The sequence below is a fragment of the Parasynechococcus sp. genome, from assembly GCF_042954325.1.
Lineage (GTDB): Bacteria > Cyanobacteriota > Cyanobacteriia > PCC-6307 > Cyanobiaceae > Parasynechococcus.
Window position 1 is genome coordinate 1 of the sequence record NZ_JBGKDS010000015.1, and the last position, 21,286, is coordinate 21,286.

Annotated in this window: 18 protein-coding genes; 11 read left to right on the forward strand and 7 right to left on the reverse strand. The window is 55.5% G+C overall.

Translation table 11 applies throughout. The features are described from left to right. Positions 1–269 precede the first annotated feature (269 nt). Complete coding sequence (locus tag ACGVKB_RS02035) at positions 270–401, forward strand: hypothetical protein (RefSeq protein WP_392349664.1); 132 nt, start codon at positions 270–272, stop codon at positions 399–401. Positions 402–428: 27 nt separating this feature from the next. Further along, positions 429–761, forward strand: a complete 333-nt coding sequence (locus ACGVKB_RS02040) for a hypothetical protein (protein ID WP_392349605.1) — start codon at positions 429–431, stop codon at positions 759–761. Positions 762–773: 12 nt separating this feature from the next. On the opposite strand, the gene ACGVKB_RS02045 is transcribed toward ACGVKB_RS02040, so the two are convergent. Beyond that, positions 774–1,736 carry an aspartoacylase gene (locus ACGVKB_RS02045; RefSeq protein WP_392349606.1) on the reverse strand — a complete coding sequence of 321 codons (963 nt, stop codon included), beginning with the start codon at positions 1,734–1,736 and terminating at the stop codon, positions 774–776. A gap of 35 nt (positions 1,737–1,771) precedes the next feature. On the opposite strand from ACGVKB_RS02045, the gene ACGVKB_RS02050 reads away from it, so the two are divergent. The 4 genes from ACGVKB_RS02050 (at position 1,772) to ACGVKB_RS02065 (ending at position 5,606) form a co-directional block, all read left to right on the forward strand. Further along, positions 1,772–2,743 carry a glutathione S-transferase C-terminal domain-containing protein gene (locus tag ACGVKB_RS02050; protein WP_392349607.1) on the forward strand — a complete coding sequence of 324 codons (972 nt, stop codon included), beginning with the start codon at positions 1,772–1,774 and terminating at the stop codon, positions 2,741–2,743. Beyond that, positions 2,740–3,381 carry a DUF2301 domain-containing membrane protein gene (locus ACGVKB_RS02055; protein ID WP_392349608.1) on the forward strand — a complete coding sequence of 214 codons (642 nt, stop codon included), beginning with the start codon at positions 2,740–2,742 and terminating at the stop codon, positions 3,379–3,381. Before ACGVKB_RS02050 ends, ACGVKB_RS02055 begins: the two co-directional genes overlap by 4 nt. Beyond that, complete coding sequence (locus ACGVKB_RS02060) at positions 3,378–5,285, forward strand: ABC-F family ATP-binding cassette domain-containing protein (RefSeq protein WP_392349609.1); 1,908 nt, start codon at positions 3,378–3,380, stop codon at positions 5,283–5,285. Before ACGVKB_RS02055 ends, ACGVKB_RS02060 begins: the two co-directional genes overlap by 4 nt. Before the next feature lie 102 nt (positions 5,286–5,387). Further along, positions 5,388–5,606 (forward strand): CP12 domain-containing protein, encoded by a 219-nt coding sequence (locus tag ACGVKB_RS02065; RefSeq protein ID WP_392349610.1) that lies wholly within the window; start codon positions 5,388–5,390, stop codon positions 5,604–5,606. A gap of 52 nt (positions 5,607–5,658) precedes the next feature. On the opposite strand, the gene ACGVKB_RS02070 is transcribed toward ACGVKB_RS02065, so the two are convergent. Then, on the reverse strand, positions 5,659–5,841 hold the full coding sequence (locus ACGVKB_RS02070) for a hypothetical protein (RefSeq protein ID WP_392349611.1): 183 nt from the start codon (positions 5,839–5,841) through the stop codon (positions 5,659–5,661). Between the two features lie 82 nt (positions 5,842–5,923). Further along, on the reverse strand, positions 5,924–6,916 hold the full coding sequence (cgtA, locus tag ACGVKB_RS02075; RefSeq protein WP_392349658.1) for an Obg family GTPase CgtA: 993 nt from the start codon (positions 6,914–6,916) through the stop codon (positions 5,924–5,926). A 58-nt stretch (positions 6,917–6,974) separates the two neighbouring features. On the opposite strand from cgtA, the gene ACGVKB_RS02080 reads away from it, so the two are divergent. Further along, positions 6,975–8,204 (forward strand): ABC transporter ATP-binding protein, encoded by a 1,230-nt coding sequence (locus tag ACGVKB_RS02080; protein WP_392349612.1) that lies wholly within the window; start codon positions 6,975–6,977, stop codon positions 8,202–8,204. Here the strand turns inward: ACGVKB_RS02080 and ACGVKB_RS02085 are convergent. The 4 genes from ACGVKB_RS02085 to ACGVKB_RS02100 are packed head-to-tail and all read right to left on the reverse strand — an operon-like array spanning position 8,201 to position 12,997. Continuing rightward, complete coding sequence (locus ACGVKB_RS02085) at positions 8,201–10,636, reverse strand: endonuclease MutS2 (RefSeq protein ID WP_392349613.1); 2,436 nt, start codon at positions 10,634–10,636, stop codon at positions 8,201–8,203. The genes ACGVKB_RS02080 and ACGVKB_RS02085 overlap by 4 nt on opposite strands. Further along, positions 10,599–10,979 carry a VOC family protein gene (locus ACGVKB_RS02090; RefSeq protein WP_392349614.1) on the reverse strand — a complete coding sequence of 127 codons (381 nt, stop codon included), beginning with the start codon at positions 10,977–10,979 and terminating at the stop codon, positions 10,599–10,601. The genes ACGVKB_RS02085 and ACGVKB_RS02090 overlap by 38 nt, the downstream gene beginning before the upstream one ends. 3 nt (positions 10,980–10,982) lie before the next feature. Beyond that, positions 10,983–11,984 carry a porphobilinogen synthase gene (gene hemB, locus ACGVKB_RS02095; RefSeq protein ID WP_392349615.1) on the reverse strand — a complete coding sequence of 334 codons (1,002 nt, stop codon included), beginning with the start codon at positions 11,982–11,984 and terminating at the stop codon, positions 10,983–10,985. A gap of 41 nt (positions 11,985–12,025) precedes the next feature. Next, positions 12,026–12,997, reverse strand: coding sequence for a DnaJ C-terminal domain-containing protein (locus tag ACGVKB_RS02100; RefSeq protein WP_392349616.1), 972 nt, complete (start codon positions 12,995–12,997; stop codon positions 12,026–12,028). Positions 12,998–13,562: 565 nt separating this feature from the next. Here ACGVKB_RS02100 and ACGVKB_RS02105 point away from each other — a divergent pair. The 4 genes from ACGVKB_RS02105 to ACGVKB_RS02120 all read left to right on the forward strand — a co-directional run bounded on the left by ACGVKB_RS02105 (position 13,563) and on the right by ACGVKB_RS02120 (position 21,286). Next, positions 13,563–15,218, forward strand: a complete 1,656-nt coding sequence (locus ACGVKB_RS02105) for a SulP family inorganic anion transporter (protein WP_392349659.1) — start codon at positions 13,563–13,565, stop codon at positions 15,216–15,218. A gap of 214 nt (positions 15,219–15,432) precedes the next feature. Then, positions 15,433–17,595, forward strand: a complete 2,163-nt coding sequence (gene glgX, locus ACGVKB_RS02110; RefSeq protein WP_392349617.1) for a glycogen debranching protein GlgX — start codon at positions 15,433–15,435, stop codon at positions 17,593–17,595. A 57-nt stretch (positions 17,596–17,652) separates the two neighbouring features. After that, complete coding sequence (locus ACGVKB_RS02115; protein WP_392349618.1) at positions 17,653–19,812, forward strand: AGE family epimerase/isomerase; 2,160 nt, start codon at positions 17,653–17,655, stop codon at positions 19,810–19,812. 115 nt (positions 19,813–19,927) lie between these two features. Continuing rightward, complete coding sequence (locus tag ACGVKB_RS02120; RefSeq protein WP_392349619.1) at positions 19,928–21,286, forward strand: 2OG-Fe(II) oxygenase family protein; 1,359 nt, start codon at positions 19,928–19,930, stop codon at positions 21,284–21,286.

Sequence of the window (21,286 nt, forward strand, 5' to 3'; positions counted from 1 at the left end):
CGGTTGTTGGTGGAGGTGACCCACTCACAGAAGGCCTGCCAGCTGGAAGCGCCGGAGCGCTGCTGGAGGGTGGTGGTCATGAGAACGGAAAGAAATGTCCCCGAGAGGACGGTTTAAGGAAGGGCAGGAACCCTGCCTGAACCCATTGTAAAGCAACATTGCGGGAGGTAAACGCACATTGCGCAACGGCGGCGCCCACTTCCCAGTCCAGGCCTGGCGGGCTCAGGAAGATTTAAGATTTGAATGTTCCCGAGGGGAGTGTTTTGGTCTTGATCCGCTGGCTTCACGACGGGCGTCGCTTGGAAGCCACAGTGCCCCTCGCCGAAGCTCGACATCGCCACAACGAGCTGATTTCCCAGGGAGCCATCGTCTATTGGAGCGAGCGTCTCACCCGCGCTTGAATTCAGGTGTTCCAGTGATCCACCACCATGGCCAGTCGTCACACTCCCTGGGTCGCTGGCCTGATTCTGTTGTCGATCAGTGGCTGCATGGCCTCTGATCGGGGAACCAACCCCTCCCCAGAGGCACAGTCCAACCAACAAATCAGGGCCTTGGAACGCCGTCTCGACCAGCTCGAACAACAGCTGCGTGTCGTCGAAGGCGGTCCTGCGTCAGACAACAAAACCCCCGCCGGTCCTCTCCGGTCGCTCACCCTTCGGCTTGGAACGACGGACGACCGATTACGGATGTATTGGGCCGACGGGCAAACCAGTGATCTGCTTTGCAACCAGGAAGGGCAAAGCACCTGGGCCTGCGGATAACCGCGACCGGAATCAGTCCTTCAGGAGGTTCTGCAAAGCCAGGCCCCAGCCCGGCTCAACCGACCAGACCTCCCGCTGTGTCAACGACAGAGCAATGCGCTTTTCGACATAAGCGGCTTCATTGATGAACACCGGGATCTGTCCCTCCAGGGATGGGCCCTTGGCACCGCCGGAGGACCCGAGCGGCCAGGCATCAAACATTGGCTGGCCAGGATCCAAGGGGCGCCAGTCCGACCCATGGAGCTCGTCATGCAAAAGGGCACTGGGCTGATCATCCGGATCACGCGGCAGGTCAACACTGTTCAGATGGCGGTGCACCACCAGTTGATGGGGGAAACGGAATCGTCCCGAAACAACGGCAGCCAGACTGGTGAAACAGGTCTCCAGGGCCAGACGCGTCTGCCGCACGATGCGCGCATCAAAGACCCCCTGGGGCACTGGACCCACTTCAATCACCAGACCACAGGGCCAGGACTCCACCAGAAATCCTGTCTGCGCGGCATCGGCCTCATGGAGATAAATGGGCAGCCCCAACGCCCCTTGCACCAGCGCGGCCAAGGCAAGGTCAGCGGGTCGGCGGCCATACACCACCAAACAGCTCCCCATCGCGGCCGTGGTGCTGTGTAGGTCAAGGGCAACGGAGCAGGGCAGACGGCCCTCGGGACCATGGGCCGCCAACAGTGCGCGGGCTCGATCAACCTCGAGAGGGCCCATGTCCTCACCCTGTCTCGCCAAGAGGTCAGCCCGAAAACTTCGATTGAGATCGCGGTCGATGTAACGCCGCCCCGCCTGGCGAGCCTCAGGGTTACCGATCACCGCATGCACGTTGAGATCGGAGGTCTGAAGGAGGGAAGGCTCCTGCTGCCATTGCTCCAACAACCATGGAGCATTCACCTCATTGCCATGGGTTCCGGCGACCACAAGCACCGAAGGGTCCGCCATCGTGCCGTTCAAAGAGATGCCTGACTGAAGCATGGGCGTCAGTGTGGTGGTATCTCAACAGCTGCGCGATGGCGATCCCGCCCGTTGTGGTCCAGACCGCTCGATCTGGCTGGCATTGGCAGTGGCAGCGACTCATGGGAGGCCTTGGGCCCGCCGACGCCGACGGCAATTACCGACGCCCAGTCAGCGACCATCTCAACAATGACGCTCCAGATCGGGCCGAGCTCGAGGGGCGAGACGAGCACGAGCGCCCCCTGCTGATCGTGGGACGCAGTTGCCCATGGGCCCATCGCGCCTGGCTCGTGCACCGTCTGCGGAGACTGGAGGGCCGTCTCAACCTGTTGATGGCGACGGCGGACCATCGCGGCGGGCGTTGGGTTCTTTCCCCAGCTTGGAACGGCTGTCACAGCCTGCTGGACCTCTATCGCCACTGCAATGCCCCCCCCTCGCACCGAGCCACGGTCCCGGTGTTAGTCGACCCCATCCGGCCGCAAATTCTCTGCAACGACAGCGCCCCGATGGTGGACGTGCTCAACCAGTGGCCTGCGGAAGAGACCGCGCCAGACCTCAACCCATCAGAACTCCATGAACCGATCGCGACGTGGCAGGACCTGCTGCAACCGGCCGTCAACGATGGCGTCTATCGCTGTGGGTTTGCACGCAATCAAGCCGCCTTCGACCGCGCTGAATCAGCACTGTTCGCCGCCCTAGAGCAGGTGGAATCCAGCCTGCGCACAGGCGGACCGTGGCTCTGCGGCGAGCGGTTGACGCTGGCTGATGTGCGTTTGTTTCCAACCTTGATCCGCTGGGACACGGTCTATGCCCCGCTGTTTGGCTGCAGCCGTCAACCGTTGTGGCAATTCCCCCAGCTCTGGGACTGGAGACGACGGTTCTTCGACCATCCAGGGGTCAAGGAGACCTGCGATGCGGTGGCCTGGCGACAGGACTACTTCGGAGCGTTGTTCCCCCTGAATCCAGGGGGAATTGTTCCGTCGGCTCCAGAGTTGACCAGACTGGTCACAAGCCGGATCCCGCAATGAGCAGCGCAGTCGATCCCCAGTTCGAGGGCGTCTACGGCCCTTACACCATCACGGCATCGGATCGGAAGGACGTCCAGTCCTACCGGTTCGCTTTGTTGATGAGCGGGCTGGCCTTCAGTGCTGGGCTCACGCAGTGGTGGCAGCTGGGGGGGGAATGGGCCTGGCTGTGGCTGGTGCCGCTCTGCGGTGGCTTGGGCGTGGCTCTGCAAACCATTCACATCTATCTCCGCCCCCTGCACAGGGCCCTGCAACTGTTCTGGTTGCTCGGCTGTGTGGGCTGGCTTGGCTTGATCGCCCTCAACGGTCCCGGGCAGGCGTTGGCACGCATCGCAGATCAACCCCTCTGGATCCTCGCCATCGGCCCCCTCTTCGCGGCCATGGCCGGCATCGGCTTCAAGGAATTCTTCTGTTTCCGTCGAGTGGAAGCCATCGGTCTGACCCTGCTGCTTCCCATCGCCTTGCTGGGACGACTGCTGCAGTGGATTGATGCCGCAACCAGCCTTGGGATGTTGCTGATCGCTGCTGGCCTGTTCGTCGTGCTGGCCCTCCGCAAATTCGGAACCGAAGCGGCCGCAGATGTGGGAGATAAAAGTGTCTTTGCTTACCTGGACGGCCAAGTGTCCGCCGACGGCCCGTGAGTTTGATCAGCCTGGTGGATGCGGCCAAAGATTTTGGGATCCGCACCCTGTTTGCCGATCTGGATCTGCACATCAGCGACGGTGAGCGTCTCGGCCTGATCGGACCCAATGGTGCCGGTAAATCAACACTGCTGAAGGTCCTGGCCGGACTCGAACCCCTGGGCCACGGGGAGCGACGTTGTTCGCCTCGCCTGCGGGTGGCCCTGGTCGGGCAGGACAGCCAGGTGACCCCGGGGTTGACCGTGCTCGAGCAAGTGCTGGAGGGCTGCGGCACCAAACGCGAACTTCTGTTGCGATTCACGGCACTGAGCGACGCGATTGCCGCGAACCCCGACGACGAAGCTCTGCTGGCTGAGCTGGGGGTTCTCAGTCAGCGCATGGATGAGGAAGAGGCCTGGAGCCTGGAGCAGCAATGTCGAGAAGTGCTGCAGAAACTGGGCATCAGCGATCTCCAACGACCGGTCGAATCCCTCTCAGGTGGGTATCGCAAACGGGTCGGCTTGGCATCAGCACTGGTGGCAAGCCCAGATGTGCTGTTACTCGATGAGCCCACCAACCACCTGGATGCCGCGGCCGTCGAATGGCTTCAAAGCTGGCTCGATCGTTATCCCGGTGCGCTGGTGCTGGTCACCCATGATCGCTACGTGCTCGACCGCGTGACCCAACGCATGGTCGAAGTCGATAGAGGACGTGCCCGGACCTATCAGGGCAACTACAGCACGTATCTCCAACACAAGGCCGATGAGGACGCCTCGGAAGCCGCCTCAGCAGCCAAGTTTCGTGGCGTGATGCGGCGCGAGTTGGCCTGGCTGCGTCAAGGGCCGAAGGCACGCAGCACCAAACAAAAGGCACGACTCCAGCGCATTGAAGCCATGCGCGAGGAGAAGCCCGCACAGCCGAAGGCCACCCTGGCCATGGCGAGTGTCAGCCGTCGAATCGGGAAACAGGTGATCGAAGCGGAAGCTCTGGGCGTCACGGCAGACGGCCAAGCCGAAGGACGGACACTGCTCGAGAACTTCACCTACAGCTTCAGTCCGGAAGACCGCGTGGGAATCATTGGCCCCAATGGAAGCGGTAAATCCAGTGTTTTGGATTTGATTGCGGGACGCCGCAGCGTCACCCATGGAGCGTTGCGCCTCGGGGAAACCGTCCACATCGGCTATCTCGATCAGCACACCGAAGCCTTCCTGGAAGGCAAAGGCATGGAACGCAAGGTGATTGACTTCGTCGAAGAGGCCGCCAGCCGAATCGACCTCGGTGGAGAGCAGGTGACCGCCTCTCAGCTGCTGGAACGCTTCCTCTTCCCGCCCGCCCAACAGCACAGTCCCTTAGCAAAGCTGTCTGGAGGCGAACGTCGCCGACTGACCCTCTGTCGGATGCTGATCCAGGCACCGAACGTGCTGCTGCTGGATGAACCGACCAACGACCTCGACATCCAGACGCTGAGTGTTTTGGAGGATTTCCTCGAAGACTTTCGTGGCTGTGTGATCGTCGTTTCACACGACCGGTATTTCCTCGATCGCACCGTGGATCGTCTGTTCTGCTTTGAGAACGGTCGTCTGCGTCGGTTCGAGGGCAACTACAGCGAATTTCTCGACGCCCAACGTCAAACGGAGCGCACCCAGCCGGGAACGTCCGGGCCAAGCGATGCTGCGAAACCGACAGCCAAGCGCAAAACCAGTCCCCCCCCAGCGCGCAAACGACGCAGTTTCAAGGAAGCGCGCGAACTGGAACGGCTGGATCGGGACTTGCCGGAATACGAGGCCAAGAAACAGGCACTCGAGCAGGCCATCAGCAGCAATGGCGAGGACATCACCCAACTCAGCCTGGAACTGGCAGAGCTGATCTCCACCATTGAAAGTGCAGAAGAACGCTGGCTGGAACTCAGCGAACTGGATCCATGACTTGGGTCATGACGTTCGGTGATCCGATCTCAGCAGTGCTCCTCAACCGACTGTTCTCGGCGATTTCGCTCTAGTATTCGCGGCGGCTTTTTGAGCGATTTGATGAAATCCATCGACGAACACATCAAAAAAGACCAAGGCGAGATTGAAGCTGCCAAAGCGTCTGGTGATCAGGCCAAGGTCCGTCATTTCACCGAGGAGCTCAAATCACTCGAGGAGTACAAGGAGCACAACCCCGAGGACAAGCACGATCCCACTCCGCTCGAGCTCTATTGCGACGCGAACCCCGATGCCGATGAGTGCCGCGTCTACGACGATTGATTGTCGTGATTCCGTCCTTAGCGGTGGCAACCACCGCTAAGGACTGTGATGATCAGACCTCATCGTCATATTCAGCAGGGCTTCCCGTCAGCGAACAGACGACAGCTTCCTCCTGACGCATCTTTTGAATTTTTGAGATGGGACGACCCATCTGACGCAAGACGTCGATGTCTTGTTCGGTCTGGCAGCGAGCGATCACAGCGCCGCCTTGGTCGAAGCATGTGTAGTAGGTCATGGCTCCTCAACAGGACTGCTGTTCCTGTTATGGCGTCGACCGGAGGTGCCAACAACCATCTTTAAGCCTGTGCGGAGGATCTTCAGATTCCGAGGCTTGACCACACCGCCTCGAGCATGGTGTCCAAGCCACGCCCCATAGCGGCAGAAACCGTCATGACAGGCCGACCGCCGCTCGCAGACTCCAGGTCTTGAATGACCTCAGGCATCAGATCGTCGGGCACAAGCTCCTGCTTATTGAGCACCAGGAGGCGCGGACGATCCACCAGACCGTGGCCATAGGCCTCCAACTCCTGTTCAACAATGCGCAGATCCTTGGCCGGGTCTTCTGACCCTGCGTCCACGAGATGAATCAGCAGTCGCGTTCGCTCGATATGACGCAGAAAGTCGTGACCCAGGCCGGCCCCCTGGGCTGCTCCAGCGATCAGTCCGGGAATGTCGGCAAACACCGTGCCATCGCCACTGGGGCGGCGCACAACGCCCAAGTTGGGAATCAGAGTTGTGAACGGGTAATCGGCAATTTTGGGGCGAGCGGCTGACAACACAGCGATCAAGGTGCTTTTACCGGCATTGGGCAGGCCGATGATCCCCACCTCGGCCAGCAACTTCAGCTCCAACTGGACGGGCCATTCCTCTCCATCACGCCCCTCAGTGAACTTCTCAGGAGCCCGATTCCGATTGCTCAAGTAATGGGCATTGCCGAGGCCACCGCGGCCGCCGAACGCCACCACAAGCTGCTCTCCCCCCTGGGTGAGATCGCCCAGAAGGATCCCTGATTTGAGGTGCCGCACTTCCGTGCCACAGGGCACCTTGATCACCAAGTCCTGTCCAGAAGACCCCGTGCACTTGTTGGGCCCGCCACGACGTCCATCGTCGGCGGCAAACAACCGTTTGTATTTGAAATCCAACAGCGTTTGCAGATTGCCGTCTGCCTCGAGAACAACATGGCCGCCATGGCCGCCATCCCCCCCGGATGGCCCGCCTGCAGGCACATATTTCTCCCGGCGGAATGCGGCAATGCCATCGCCACCTCGGCCGCCTCGCACAGTGATGCGTGCCTGATCAATGAACTGCACGGCGCCGCCGAATCGATCCAACCATCAACCCTAAGATTTCACTGCTGCACACATCCGCTTGGCCGGCGTCCGCTTCGAAGCCCTAAGCAAGTCGTATCCAGGCCGTCGAGGTGGATCAGCGGTGGAGGTGATCCGCGCGCTGAACCTGGAGATTCAAGACGGCGAATTCCTCGTGCTGGTGGGTCCATCAGGCTGCGGTAAAAGCACGTTGCTCAGGCTGCTCGCTGGGCTGGATCGCCCGACATCAGGCGAAATTGTGATCGGCTCGCAACCCATCAGTCGCTTGCGACCAGCACAACGCGATGTCGCGATGGTGTTTCAGAGCTACGCGCTCTATCCCCATCTCACGGTCAGACAAAATCTCAGCTTCGGCCTCAGAAGAAGCCGCAAGCGCAGCTGGGTGCAACAGGTGCAGGATCAACTGCATCAACTCACCGAGCGATATCCCCAGCCCCTCCGCTTGCATTCACCCCGTGAGGAGCAGATCGCTCACAGGGTGACAGCCGTCGCGGAGGCCCTGGAGCTCGAACCTTTATTGGATCGTCTGCCCAAAGAATTATCCGGAGGCCAAAAACAGAGGGTGGCCCTTGGCAGGGCAATGGCGCGGCAACCGGCGGTGTTTCTCATGGATGAACCCCTGAGCAACCTGGACGCCAAGCTTCGCAACAGCACCAGAACCCGGATCGTCGAACTCCAGCGCGATCTGGGAACAACAACCATCTATGTCACCCACGACCAGGTCGAAGCGATGACCATGGGTCACCGCATTGCTGTGCTCAACCAGGGGCGTCTGCAGCAGCTCGGAACGCCCATGGAGCTCTACCGCTGGCCGTCCAATCTGTTTGTTGCGCAATTCATCGGCACACCGCCGATGACCTTGCTGCCCATCCGTGTCGGTGCAAGCAGCACGCTGCTGTTGGGCGACCGCCGTCTCCCCGTGGAGGGACCTCTTGCGGCCGCTTTGGCCGCAAGGGAGGGCGACACGCTCACAGCTGGACTACGGGCAGAACATTGGCGCATCGGACCGGCCACCAATCGCAACCTGGAGGCCGATGTCAGCCATTGCGAGGTGCTGGGCAATGAGCAGCTGATCACCTGCCGCCTTCAAGCCGGCGGACATCTCGTGCAAGTTCGTTCAGCGACTGATCAGACCATCACCGTCGGAGAAACCTTGCATCTCGATCCGGATCCGAGCGGTTGGCGTTTCTTTGAAGCCGATGGAGAAGCCATCAACCGTCCCGAGCCGAATGCCGAAGAGGATGGCCCCCAACTACCGGTGCTGCCCTAACGCACCCACACCACACTGCAGCCGGGTCCACCATCCCCTTGCTCGGCGTCCGTGACGCGATCCACATAGGGCACCGTGTCGAGCCACTCACGAAGTCCGCGTTTGAGTTTTCCGGTGCCGATGCCATGAATCACCCAAACCGGACCTGTCGCACCTCGCAGTTGCTCCTCCACGGCCGCCTCCGCTTCATGGACGCGCATGCCTCGCACGTCCAATGTGTTGCGGCTGGTCCTCACCTGGGCCCCCCCCGAGGCCACGCGCGCCTTGATCTTGACCACAGGTGCAGGTGGTGCCTGCGGCTTACGACCATCCAAGCTTTCGACCGCCGTGAGATCAACGGTGGTGCGCATCACACCGCAACGCACGGTGAGCTGGAGACCATCCTCAGAAATCGCCAACACTTCAGCCGCCTTCCCCAGAGCCAGCAGGCGAATGCGGTCACCGATCGCCGGCTGCCAACCCGGTTTTGGCTGACGCCGTTCTGGAGCCGGACGGTGGCTGCCTTCAAGGCTGCGCAGGCGTTGACCGGCCCGTCGTGCCGTCTCCCCATCGGCCCGTTCATCGCGTAAGCGACGAATCAGAGATCGCACTTCCTTCTGCCCCTCACGAATGGAGCGCTCCAGCCGTTGACGGCCCTGCTCCTGACGCTCAGCGGTTTGCTGTTTTTGCTTCTGCCAGCGCTGCAGCAGCTCGTCGTGCAGCAATTCAGTCCGCGCGAGAAGAGCTGCGGCGTCTTCAGCCGCCGCCTGCTGGCGTTGCCGTTGCTCTTCCAGACCACGGATCACGGTGTTCACCTCACCATCACCAGCTGGTGCCAACAGGTCGCGGGCCTGATCCAACACCTGGCCATCAAGGCCGAGGCGTGTCGCAATCGCCAGCGCATTGCTGCGACCGGGAATTCCCCACAACAGTTCATAGGTGGGAGACAACGTTTCAGCGTTGAAAGCCACGGAGGCATTTTCAAAACGATCGTCGTTGTATTTGAGCGCCTTCAACTCCCCGAAATGGGTGGTGGCGATGGTGAGGCGAGCCCGGTCGGCCAGAGTCCTCAGCAACGCTGTGGCTAAAGCCGTTCCTTCACTTGGATCGGTTCCAGCTCCCACTTCATCCAGAAGGACGAGGGCAGGCGCTGGGCCCCGTTTCAACGCATCGAGGATGCGCCCGATCCGTTTGATGTGGCCACTGAAGGTCGACAGACTTTGCTGAAGGGACTGCTCGTCACCGATATCCGCCAAGACCTGGGCGCACCAAGGCAAGGACGGCTGACCAGAGCAAGGAAGCAGCATCCCGGCTCTGGCCATGAGGGCCGCCAGACCAATACTTTTCAAGGTGACCGTTTTGCCGCCGGTGTTGGGCCCGGTAATGGCCACCACCCTGAGATCTGTCGTGACGTCAACGCTGATGGGGACCACGCCTGGACCTCCGCTGCGTTTCTGCTGCCAGACCAGCAAAGGATGACGGAGATCCTTCAAACGAAACGGTGCCTCAGGGTCGGACTCCAGGTGGGGAGCTGTTCCACCAAGCCAACGGCCATAGCGACCGCGGGCCAAGGCCAAATCCAACTGAAGCAACACGTCCACGAGGACGCGAAGATCGTCAGCATCCTCAGCGACGGCTGCGCTCAACTCCGCCAGCACGCGAAGCTCTTCCTCACGAATACGTGCATCCAAGGCCGTGAGTTTGTTGCCAAGACTGAGCACAGATCGCGGCTCCACGAACACCGTGCTGCCGGAGGCCGAGCTGTCGTGCACCTGACCGGGCACTTGCCCCACGGCGCCGGCTTTCACCGCCAGCACGGGACGACCATGTCGCTCGGCCACCACCGTGTCCTGAAGGAAGGGAGCCAAGCGGCGGAGCAGCGCCTGCAAGGTGTCGCGACGCTCCTGGCGCAGGCTTTGCCACTGCTGACGCAATCCAGCCAACGAGGGACTGGCCCTGTCTGCGACGCGGCCACCCTCTTCAATGGCGAATTTGAGGCGCTGCTCCAGCTCGGGCAACGTCACCATCGCCTCGATCAGGGCCGTGCAAGACGGACGCAGCTGAGGATCATCGACCTGGCGGCGAAGCCGACGGGCCGCTGCTTGGGTTTCCGCCACCCCAAGCAACTCCTCACCGGACGCGACACCGCCTTTGACGCAACGCAGTAAGACAGCCGTCAGATCCTGCACACCGCGAAAGCTGAGTCCGCCTTCGCTGAGGTCGTCCAGCACGGCCATTTCGACGGTGCGCGCGAGCAGGGTCTGACTGGCCGCCAGGGTTGCTGGCAGAGAGAGCGTGCGCGCGGCATCTCCACCCATCCGGGTGCTGGCGAAGTCCGCCAGGTTCTGGCAGACCCGAGGCCACTCCAGCAAATCGAGCGTTTCCCGCTCCGCCTGCGCCCTGCCCAGTGCGGCCTCAGCTGTGATTGGAGGGGATACCACCGGGAGGTTCATACAACATTTCCAACCAATTGCCTTCCGGGTCCTTCAAATAAAAGGAAGCGGTGCCATCCCTGTGGTCATGGACAGCACCAACGTGAACGCCGTCAGCTTTCAGCTTGGCGTGCACGGTATCCACATCCGCACGATCTTGGAAATGGAAGGCGAAATGGGGCCCTGCCGCTTTGTAGTCAGGACCCAACAACGCCAATCCATCTCGGCCTGGGCCAGCTTCGAGATAACACCAATCTGAGGCTTCCCAGACCAAACGCATGCCAAGGCCTGTGTAAAAGGCAACGGCGCGATTGACGTCCTGAACGCGAATCGCAACGTGTCCCAGCCGATCAACGGATGCCATGGATCACCCCTCACGCAGCCAAGCGGCGGCGTCGCAAGCGTGATAGGTGAGGATCAGGTCAGCGCCGGCTCGCTTGAAGCACAGCAAGGTTTCCAGCACAACGGCCCGCTCATCAATCCAACCGCGCTCGGACGCTGCTTTCACCATCGAATACTCACCGCTGACGTTGTAAGCCGCGATCGGCAGCTCCGACTCTTCGCGGAGACGATGAATGATGTCGAGGTAAGCCAGTCCAGGCTTCACCATCATGATGTCAGCCCCTTCCTGCTCATCGAGTTGAGCCTCTGTGATGGCTTCCCGTGCATTGGCGGGATCCATCTGATAGGTGTCTTTATTCGTCGGGATGGGTTTTGAGCCCGCCGCCCGGGGAGCTGAATCCAAGGCTTCGCGGAACGGACCGTAATAAGCAGAAGAATATTTAGCGGTGTAACTAATGATGCCGACATGTTCAAAGCCCTCGTCATCGAGGGCTTCACGGATCGCACCAACACGGCCATCCATCATGTCGCTGGGTCCGATGAGGTCGGCCCCAGCACGGGCCTGAACCACAGCCTGACGGCACAACAATTCAATCGTTTCGTCGTTGAGGACAACACCTTCATCGCTGACGATGCCGTCATGGCCATCACAGGAGTAGGGATCCAAAGCGACGTCCGTCATGATCGCCATCTCCGGCACCTCGGATTTGAGTTGACGGATGGCTCGAGGGATCAAACCATTTTCGTTGTAACACTCGGCTCCATCCTCAGTTTTGAGCCCTTCCGAGACCTTCGGGAAAAGCACAATGCAACGAACACCCAGATCCCAAGCGCGCTGAACCTCGCCCGTTAGAGACGCCAAACTCCAGCGGTTGGCACCGGGCATGGCGCCGATCGGCTCGACATCGGCACCTTCGTGCACAAACAGGGGATAAATGAAATCGGCCGCTGAAAGGCTGTGCTCACGAACCATTCCCCTGAGCGCGGGGGTACGCCGGAGGCGGCGGGGGCGGTACGTGAGCTCCATCAATGTCAGGTCTGAGCAGCCGATCGTAATGCGAGAGCCCCTCAGAGGGTTGCGGAGCGAAGCCAGTCTTGACGAGGGCTTTCCCGGCGATTGGAGCGGAGCTGCTCCAGCAGGCGACGCTCATCATCCGACCAACTGGAAGGAAGACGCAATGACAGCGTCAGAAGGAGATCCCCTCGCCCAGAACGACCGGGCCAACCCTTGCCCTTGAGGCGCAAACTGCGACCAGGACTGGTGCCGGCTGGAATGGACACTTGAGCCTCACCATCGGGTGTCATCACACTGACCGCACCACCGAGAGCCAATTCATCAAGGCTGACGGGAAGATCAGCGCGCAATTGATCGCCATCAAGACGCCAAATGGGATGCGACTGCACCGTGAGGTTGAGATACAGATCACCGCGACGACCCGTCCCCGGCTGGAGGTTGCCTTTGCCTTTGAGCCTCAGCCTTGATCCGGATTTCACACCGGGGGGAATGCGGACCTGAACGCGCTCTTCGTTGACGGAAAGAGTGCGTTCACCACCCCGAAAGGCCTCTGCAAAGGAAACGTTGACAGATGCTTCTGCATCCAAATTCACGGGAGGACGTGCTCCGGAAGGATTCCGGGCAAAGCCCCCTGGAAACCCACCACCTGGAAATCCACCGGATTGGAAGCCACTGGCTGAACCAGGGCCACCGAACCGTCCGAGCAAATCATTGATGAACTCATCAAAATTGCCGTAACGACCGAAATCAACATCCATACCGGGAGCACCGGCTCCACCCATGCCACCAGCTTGATTCCAATACTGGCCGAACTGCTCATACTTCCGACGCTTCTCGGGATCGGACAGGACCTCGTAGGCCTCACTGATTTCCTTGAATTTGGCCTCCGCAGACCGATCACCCGGATTGACATCGGGGTGGTACTGACGCGCGAGCTTGCGGAAGGAGCGCTTGATCGTGTCCGTGTCGTCCGAACGCTGGACACCAAGAACCTGAAAGTAATCCTTATATCCACTGCCGGCCATGGCGTCTGACGAGCACGAAAACAGGTAAATCAGTCTTTCAGCTGACGCGAAGAGATGGCACGACAACCATGGGGGGATGCCCGTACGCAGGGACACGACCTAGCGTCGGTCCAAGGCTGAAATTGAACGTCGCGATGAAAGACCAGCGCTCGGTGGCAAAAACGAGCACTCAGCCGTTGTGGTGGTGTGCCGTTGGTCTAGGGATCACCCTGAGCTGCGGTCAACTGCAGGCCAAGGAATGGACAGGAAGCATCGGTGAACCGCTTCGAGATTCAACGCAAGAGGCACTGACAGTTGTCAAGCAACTCAAAGACATTGGGGCCAGATTTTACGGATCCTGGAAATGCCCGGCTTGCTTTCAACAAATGAGCTTGTTTGGCAAACAAGCCGGGGCAGAGGTGAACTACATCGAATGTGATCGACCGAAGCAGCAACCCAAAGAGCATCGGCTTTGCCAGGAATCAAAAATCACCGCCGTTCCAACATGGATCTTGCCGAATGGCGAACGGAGAGTTGGCCTCCAACAACTCGATCAACTTGCTGAATGGATGAGCAAGAACGGAAAATGAATCTGCTTAAGAGGTTGAGCACCAGAAATCTGAGGGGCGACCTACTCGGAGGACTGACAGCCGCTGTTGTGGCACTGCCCCTGGCCCTGGCGTTCGGAAACGCAGCGCTGGGGCCGGGCGGAGCAATTTATGGACTGTACGGGGCAATTGTCACGGGCTTTGTCGCGGCAATCTTTGGAGGAACCCCTGCCCAGGTCAGCGGACCAACAGGACCAATGAGCGTCACCGTGGCAGGAGTGGTCAGCAGCCTCGCGGCCGCGGGTGTTGCACAAGACCTGAACGCCGGCGAATTACTGCCAATCGTCATGGCAGCTGTCGTCGTGGGCGGTGTGCTGGAAATGGCCCTGGGTTTATTTCGACTGGGAAGATATATAACGCTCGTGCCCTATTCCGTTGTCTCAGGCTTCATGTCAGGCATAGGGATCATCATATTGGTCTTACAAATAGGGCCCTTTCTAGGGATTGAGACATCGGGAGGAGTCATCCAGACACTCAACGGATTAATCACAAGTGGATCAATCAATGGAGCGGCCATTGGAATCGGTGTGATGACACTGGGAATTGTCTTTTTGACACCAGGACGGGTCAGGCAATGGATACCGTCACCGCTGCTGGCACTGTTGATCGTGACACCAGTCTCAATCATCTGTTTTGACCACGAAGCAGTGGCAAGAATTGGCAGCATTCCTGAAGGAGGATTGCAATTCAGTCTTCCAGAATGGCGAGGGCACACAACGGAAATCCTGAAAGCAGGAGGGGTGCTGGCACTCCTCGGTGCGATTGATTCCTTGTTGACGTCATTGGTGGCGGACAACATCACACAGACGGAACACGACTCCAATCAGGAATTGATTGGGCAGGGCATCGCCAATACAGCCGCAGGTTTCATGGGAGGGTTACCCGGGGCTGGGGCCACCATGAGAACGGTGATCAACATCAAATCGGGTGGAAAAACACCACTGTCGGGAATGACCCACTCAGTGGTGTTGTTAGTGATCCTGATCGGGGCAGGACGGCTCGCCGAGCAGATCCCAACGGCGCTGTTGGCAGGAATCCTGATCAAAGTTGGCCTAGACATTATCGACTGGGGGTTTTTATTCAAAGCTCACCGACTATCAGCCAAAACAGCTGTACTGATGTACGGCGTTCTTCTGATGACACTCTTCTGGGATTTAATCTGGGGTGTCTTGATCGGAATGTTCGTTGCAAATCTATTGACAGTCGACAGCATTACGCAGGTTCAACTGGAAGGGATCGAGCAAGACAACCCAGAGAACGCAGAAAGTGTCGGACGAGAAGGCCCAAGGGACGAATCGCAGAAACTCCTGCAGGATTACAAAGAAGATATTATGGTGCTGAAGCTCAGGGGGCCGTTAAGCTTTGGAGCGGCCAAAGGGATCAGCTCGCGCATGGGTCTGATCAAAAAGTACAAGGCATTAATTCTGGATTTGACCGAGGTTCCAAGGGTCGGAGTCACAGCCTCCCTAGCCATCGAGAGAATCGTGCATGAGGCGGAATCAAATACTCAGCGATGCTTTATTGCGAGCAACAATAGTGCAGTGAAAGCGAGGCTAAAAAAGGTGGGCATTAACAGCGAATATACGGACAACATGAAATCCGCAATACAAAAATGCGTAGAAAAGCTTAAGTAAACACATTCGTCAACCAATCAGCACTAAAAAACAGCACCGAAAACCCTAGGGGCTGTAAAGGCTTGTAAAAAACACGGCAAGCGGTAACAGCGTTGCTAGAAAACAATGTCGGGAGTTAATGATCAGCACTAAAGTTGAGGCATGTAAGCCTTGATACATATTAGAAGCTGAAATTCCTGACGATATTAACCAACTGGACAAACGTTGCTCTGGCATGACATTGACTCAAGCCTCCCAAGAGACAAGTTTCAAAAGTCGTCCACTGGAGCCGGCGGGAACACCGTTCCGCCGATTCAGGGGTTCGGCCCATCCATTTGGAAGCACTCCGACCAGTGAGGGAACAAATTTTTCACTGTTTAGCGCGAATGCAACCGCCGTTCAACTTTTAATTTTTACAAATCCAAGTGACAAGCAGCCGATCAAGGTTGTCGATCTTGACCCAGGTGATAATCGGAGCTTCAACATCTGGCACGCGTATGTCGAGGGTGTAAAGCCTGGCATGGGCTATGCCTATCGAGTCGATGGACCGCGGGAACCCTGGAATGGACATCGATTTGATCCGGAAAAGGTTCTCGTCGACCCGTACTCAAACGGAAACTCATTAGAGCTTTGGAATCGAGGCTCAGCATGCGTTCCAGGAGACAATATCGAGACGAGTATGAGGAGCGTCGTCATCGACTTAGATGATTATGAATGGGAGGGAGATGAACCACTGAACCGAGATATGGCCGACAGCGTCATTTATGAGATGCATGTAGGGGGCTTCACAAAAAGTCCAACGAGTGGAGTCAAAAATCCTGGTACATACCTGGGCCTGATTGAAAAGATTCCATATCTGAAATCACTTGGAATAACAGCCGTAGAGCTACTGCCCTGCTGCAGTTATGACCACACAGACGTCCTAAAAGAGCACGATGGAAAGAAACTTGTTAATTACTGGGGCTACAGCACGATGGGATATTTCGCACCGCACCAAGGATATTGTGTAGACGAAACAGCAGGCAACCATATCAAGGAATTTAGAGATATGGTCAAAGCCCTTCACAGAGCGGGGATTGAGGTGATTCTCGATGTGGTCTACAACCATACCGACGAAGGGAATCATCAGGGGCCAATGTTTAGCTACAAAGGAATTGACAATGCAACTTACTACTACCTTACTGGACCCGATGGAAGTAAAGAATTTTACTATGACTACACGGGATGTGGAAACACATTCAATTGCAACCACCCAGTTGGAGAAAAGCTGATCCTCGATTCATTGAGGTTTTGGGTTGAAGAGATGCATGTGGATGGGTTCAGATTTGACGAGGGGTCGGTTTTAAGTCGAGGGGAAGATGGATCACCAATGGAACATCCGCCAGTGATCTGGGCAATCGAGTTAGACGATGTTCTTGGCAAAAGCAAGGTGATCGCAGAAGCCTGGGATGCAGCCGGGTTGTACCAAATTGGTTACTTCCCAGGTGCTCGATGGGCTGAATGGAATGGGAAGTACCGAGACTGCATCAGGAGATTCATCAAAGGAGAACCAGGAATCATCAGCGAAGTGTCATCCAGAATGACAGGAAGTGCTGATCTTTACCAAGGAAGACATGAGCAACCCATCAATAGCGTTAATTTCATCACGGCACATGATGGCTTTACGTTGTACGATCTAACAGCTTACAACGAAAAACACAATTGGGCCAATGGTGAAGGCAACAATGATGGTATTGACGACAATCTAAGTTGGAACTGTGGGGTAGAAGGGGAAACAGATGACCAATGGGTCAATGACCTGAGAAAGAAACAAAACAAGAACTTTGCCACGATTCATATGCTCTCGATGGGCGTACCAATGATCGTTGGCGGAGATGAATACATGCGCAGCCAGGGAGGAAATAACAACACATATTGCCATGACAACGAAATCAACTGGTACAACTGGGATCAAATCCAGAACGAGACAAGCCAGGAAATGATTCGATTCTGGTCAATGCTAATTAAAAAAAGAACACTCTATATCAACCACTTCAAAGGAAGGTACTTTACTGGTCAAACAAATAAATACGGATTAAGTGAGGTGAGCTGGCATGGCACAAAAGTGAATCAACCAGGTTGGCAAGATGCCGACGCACGGTGCTTCGCTGTGACCTATGGAGATACGGCTGAGGATACAGACCAAACGGCCAATATCCACTGTATGTTCAATATGTATTGGGAAGGTATTGAATTCGAACTGCCGCAGTTACAGGGCCTGAGTTGGTATCGCTCAATCGATACCGCGCAACCATCACCAAACGATATCTCGGAGCGGGAAAATATGGTCAGGATCAGCGGGAATAGCTATACGGTTGGAGGCAGGAGCATTGTTGTTCTTGTCAGCAAGCCAACATGATCTAGGAACCACTTCACAAAGTACAAGACACACCACACCAAACCAAACCAAAATTCCATGGCCACCCAGAACCAAGTCAATTTCCCATTTTCAGACCTGATTGCTGGCTACATCAGAAGTGTCTCATACCCCGAAACTTTTGATTGCAAAGGAGAGATCGAACTCGAAACATCCGATGGCAGGATGTACACAGTTAAGGTCACCGATGCAGCATATGCTGAACTGGTAAGAAATCTGGGAGAGCCATTCCAAATGGCCCCAGACTTAAGCCAAATTCTTGTTGAAGATCGGTTCATTCATGTCTACGGTCTCTTCTATCCAGAGAGTGATCGGCTCAAGTTTGAAGCAAAACACATGCTTCTATTTGGCCGAGGGAAAGAAGATCTACGCTTTGAAGACCAGAACTGGTGGATACATCAAATTCAACAGTTATTGAACTTCTATTTGGAGGCACAATTCAAAGTCATTGAGGGCGAAAAAATTGACTTCAAGAAGTTCAGAACAGACCTGAGCGCTGAAGGCAAGAAACAAGATGGGGTCCAAAATCTTGACACGATCTCACGGCTGATCTACGGATTTGCGACGGCCTATATGATCACAGGAGATGAAAGAGCATTAGAAGCGGCGAAGAATGGCACGGAATATATGCAACGTCATTTCAGGCATCAGAACAAGAGCGAAGGGATTTGCTACTGGTACAGCCAGATCGATATCCAGGAAGACGGAAGTGTACGGAAGTATATGGGTTCCACTGCTGGGGGAGATGAAGGTGGAAATGCAATTCCGTGCTACGAGCAAATTTATGCCTTGGCAGGGCCGACACAAACCTGGAGACTGATTGGTGGAGAATCAATCAAGCAAGATATTGATGACACCATTTCCTTCCTTAATCGATATTACAAGGACCATGGTCCCTACGGAGGGTATTACTCGCACGTTGATCCTGTCACTTTTGATGCAAAAGCAGAGTCGTTAGGCGTCAACAAAGCAAAGAAGAACTGGAACTCTGTTGGTGACCATGCTCCAGCCTATTTAATCAATTTGTATCTGGCAACAGGAGATGATGACTATGCAAAGTTCCTAGAAGATACGTTTGACACAATCTGCGAACATTTTCCAGATTATGGATACAGCCCCTTCATGAATGAGAAGTTCTATGAGGACTGGACCCATGACCTGAAGTGGGGAATCCATCAAGCCCGATGCGTTGTCGGACACAACCTGAAAGTGGCTTGGAACCTCACCAGAATGCATAGCCTCATGCCGAAAGAGAGCTACAAGACATTTGCACACCAGATTGCAGATGCCATCCCAGGGGCTGGATGCGACAACCAACGTGGTGGTTGGTACGACATGATGGAGCGAACCCTAAAAGATGGCGAAGAGCACTATCGGCGTGTATGGCATGATCGCAAAGCCTGGTGGCAACAGGAACAGGGAATTCTCGCCTACTACATCATGGCTGGCGTCTACAACGACAAGCCAGAGTATCTCCGTTATGCAAGAGAAGGGTCAGCGTTCTACAACGGCTGGTTCCTTGACTACGATGCAGGTGGAATCTATTTCAATGTTCTAGCGAACGGACAACCCTATTCGCTGGGCGGTGAAAGAGGAAAGGGCAGCCACTCGATGGCTGGATATCATTCCTTTGAATTGTGCTTCTTGGCAGCCATCTATTCGAATCTGCTGGTTAATAAGGAGCCGATGGATTTCTACTTCCAGCCTGACCCACAGGCATGGCCAGACAACAAACTTCGCGTGGCACCCGATCTGCTACCAGAAGGAAGTGTGGAACTTAGCGAAGTCTGGATCGATGACAAAACATATACGGACTTCGACCGCAAGAAACTAATCGTTAATCTTCCAGAATCAGAGAGCGCAGTGCGTGTAAGGGTGCGAATTGAGCCCGCGGGGCTGGGATTCAGTGCAGATTTAATGAACTATGAAAATGGAATCGTTAATTTTGCACTCGATGGTGAACTAACTCGTTGCAAACTACCTCTCCTCAAAAAAGAGGTGGAAAAGCTTAATGGGCTAAAAGGAATGGTACTGGATATGACGAACCTTAAAACAGTGGACGACACAGGCTGGAACTACCTGCTCTTCACGAAACAACAAAGAGGGGCAGAATTTAGTCTCTCCTTAAAAGGGATGAATCCAGAGATAACGCAATCACTTAAAGACGCAGAACTAGATGAAGAGTTCACGACAATTTAGTTAAGCCACAAAGAGTCGACTTAAAACAAGATAACATGGAGGCATGCTTGACGCATGCCTTTTTTTTGACTGAAATCAAATGAACGATTCAAAAGAAAGCAACACGAGAAAAGGGGTGGAAGCAGCGATGAAAAATGACATGCAATCAGCCGAAAAATACTTTAAAAAAGCCATAGATGGAGATAACGACTGGGGAAATGGGGGATTTAACCTGCTGCGTCTATTCCATATGCAATCGAGACATCTCGAAGCCCTTGATCTATACAAGAGACTAATACAACATATACCGGCAGAGGCTCTGCATCCACAAGTAACTTACATGGCAGGAGAAAGTGCGATTAAGGCAGGGGCAACAGAGATTGGATTGGATTGCTATAGAAATTTGCACTCAAAGCATCCTGAGAATATAGAGTCAACATGCACATATTCTCAGTTACTGATTAAAAGCGGGCGCCTAGGAGAAGCCAAAAGAATATTAATGGAGACACTTCGATTCAATCCCAAAGATCCCAGCGTAAGAACACAACTTGCAATCACGGAAAGTGAGCTAGGTGAGTACACAGCAGCCAGAAGAATCCATCAAACACTCGTGGATGAACATGGCGAAACATTCATAAGCAACTATAACTATGCTCAATTTCTGTCGGCATTAGGAGAAACAAAAGAGGCGATATATTTCTACGAGAAATGTCTAAAAATCGTGCCAGGGGCACCGGAAGCGGTTGATCAATTAAATCAAATAAAGCGAAACCAAGGCAACCAACTTTCCAATATTTATGGAGCAATAGAGACAGGCAGATACGAAAAAGCCGTTGCCATCCTAGACGAAGAAAAAAGCAATATTGAACCAATCCGTTATTGGGCCGCGATCAAAGAACTACCAAAGGAGATCAGAAGCAAAGTTGAGGGATACGACCAGCTAGAGAAGGATGAACAGGTCGAATGCTTAGAGATCTATGAACAAAATTCAGCAGAACTAGACCAACTTGAGGACGCCATCAAAGGACATGAAAGCCTTGTGTGGAATCGTGCAGGCAAGCCAACACGCCAAGGAAGTCAAACATATGAATTACTAAGGGGAAACCAAGAAGGTGTTATCCAAGAAACAAAGACAAGACTCCAAAGAACAATAAAAGAATATATGGCTAACAAACCGGTTTTGAGAAAGATTAGCCAAGAAAAAGGTTTAAAGAATGAGCTCAGTGGCTGGGCCGTTATTTTAGAACAGGGAGGATACCAAAAAAGACATATTCATCCGGAAGCCATTGTCAGTGGTGTTTTATACATCAAGGTTCCAGAAGAAACAGGCTCGAGACAAAAAAAAGAGGGGAATTTAGTCTTCCCCTGCAATGAGTCGTTGGAAATCACACCAAAAGAAGGAATGGTGGTCTTGTTCCCATCGTATCTAGCACATGAAACGATACCAACCAAAAGCAATGAGGAGCGGATCTGCATTGCTTTCAATCTGGTATAA

Excerpts from the sequence above, each read along its gene's own strand:
- ACGVKB_RS02040 (WP_392349605.1), top strand. The coding sequence starts at position 429 with ATGGCCAGTCGTCACACTCCCTGGGTCGCTGGCCTGATTCTGTTGTCG.
- ACGVKB_RS02045 (WP_392349606.1), bottom strand. The coding sequence starts at position 1,736 with ATGCTTCAGTCAGGCATCTCTTTGAACGGCACGATGGCGGACCCTTCG.
- ACGVKB_RS02050 (WP_392349607.1), top strand. The coding sequence starts at position 1,772 with ATGGCGATCCCGCCCGTTGTGGTCCAGACCGCTCGATCTGGCTGGCAT.
- ACGVKB_RS02055 (WP_392349608.1), top strand. The coding sequence starts at position 2,740 with ATGAGCAGCGCAGTCGATCCCCAGTTCGAGGGCGTCTACGGCCCTTAC.
- ACGVKB_RS02065 (WP_392349610.1), top strand. The coding sequence starts at position 5,388 with ATGAAATCCATCGACGAACACATCAAAAAAGACCAAGGCGAGATTGAA.
- ACGVKB_RS02070 (WP_392349611.1), bottom strand. The coding sequence starts at position 5,841 with ATGACCTACTACACATGCTTCGACCAAGGCGGCGCTGTGATCGCTCGC.
- ACGVKB_RS02085 (WP_392349613.1), bottom strand. The coding sequence starts at position 10,636 with ATGAACCTCCCGGTGGTATCCCCTCCAATCACAGCTGAGGCCGCACTG.
- ACGVKB_RS02090 (WP_392349614.1), bottom strand. The coding sequence starts at position 10,979 with ATGGCATCCGTTGATCGGCTGGGACACGTTGCGATTCGCGTTCAGGAC.
- hemB (WP_392349615.1), bottom strand. The coding sequence starts at position 11,984 with ATGGAGCTCACGTACCGCCCCCGCCGCCTCCGGCGTACCCCCGCGCTC.
- ACGVKB_RS02100 (WP_392349616.1), bottom strand. The coding sequence starts at position 12,997 with ATGGCCGGCAGTGGATATAAGGATTACTTTCAGGTTCTTGGTGTCCAG.
- ACGVKB_RS02105 (WP_392349659.1), top strand. The coding sequence starts at position 13,563 with ATGAATCTGCTTAAGAGGTTGAGCACCAGAAATCTGAGGGGCGACCTA.
- glgX (WP_392349617.1), top strand. The coding sequence starts at position 15,433 with ATGACATTGACTCAAGCCTCCCAAGAGACAAGTTTCAAAAGTCGTCCA.
- ACGVKB_RS02115 (WP_392349618.1), top strand. The coding sequence starts at position 17,653 with ATGGCCACCCAGAACCAAGTCAATTTCCCATTTTCAGACCTGATTGCT.